Below are 235 nucleotides of genomic sequence, written 5' to 3'. Positions count from 1 at the left end.
GCGCTGCGCCAACTGCTCAGTGGAAAAGCCCGTGGACCAGCGCCGAAACGGAGCATCCGCGTCATGCGACACCACCGGGCCATCCACCGCACTCGTCACACTGGCGACCAATCGATTGGCTGCTCGCTCGGTGGCGGTGAGCCGGTCGCCGTAGGCGTTGATGCGTTGTCGCGTATCGGCGGACAGCGGGTTAAGGCCCAGGTCGGTTACCCGGGTGACCCGCAGTGTCTGTTCC

Annotated in this window: 1 protein-coding gene; it reads right to left on the bottom strand. The window is 66.0% G+C overall.

Annotation, left to right across the window (positions count from 1 at the left end):
• Positions 1-235 (bottom strand): hypothetical protein (locus AAEZ05_RS30215; RefSeq protein WP_350650358.1); only part of this gene is annotated, 235 nt, incomplete at both ends.

This window comes from Pseudomonas sp. HY13-MNA-CIBAN-0226, from assembly GCF_040310305.1.
Lineage (GTDB): Bacteria > Pseudomonadota > Gammaproteobacteria > Pseudomonadales > Pseudomonadaceae > Aquipseudomonas > Aquipseudomonas gregormendelii.
The sequence above is the reverse complement of the archived record's forward strand: the minus strand, read 5'-3'. Positions and strand labels throughout refer to the sequence as shown.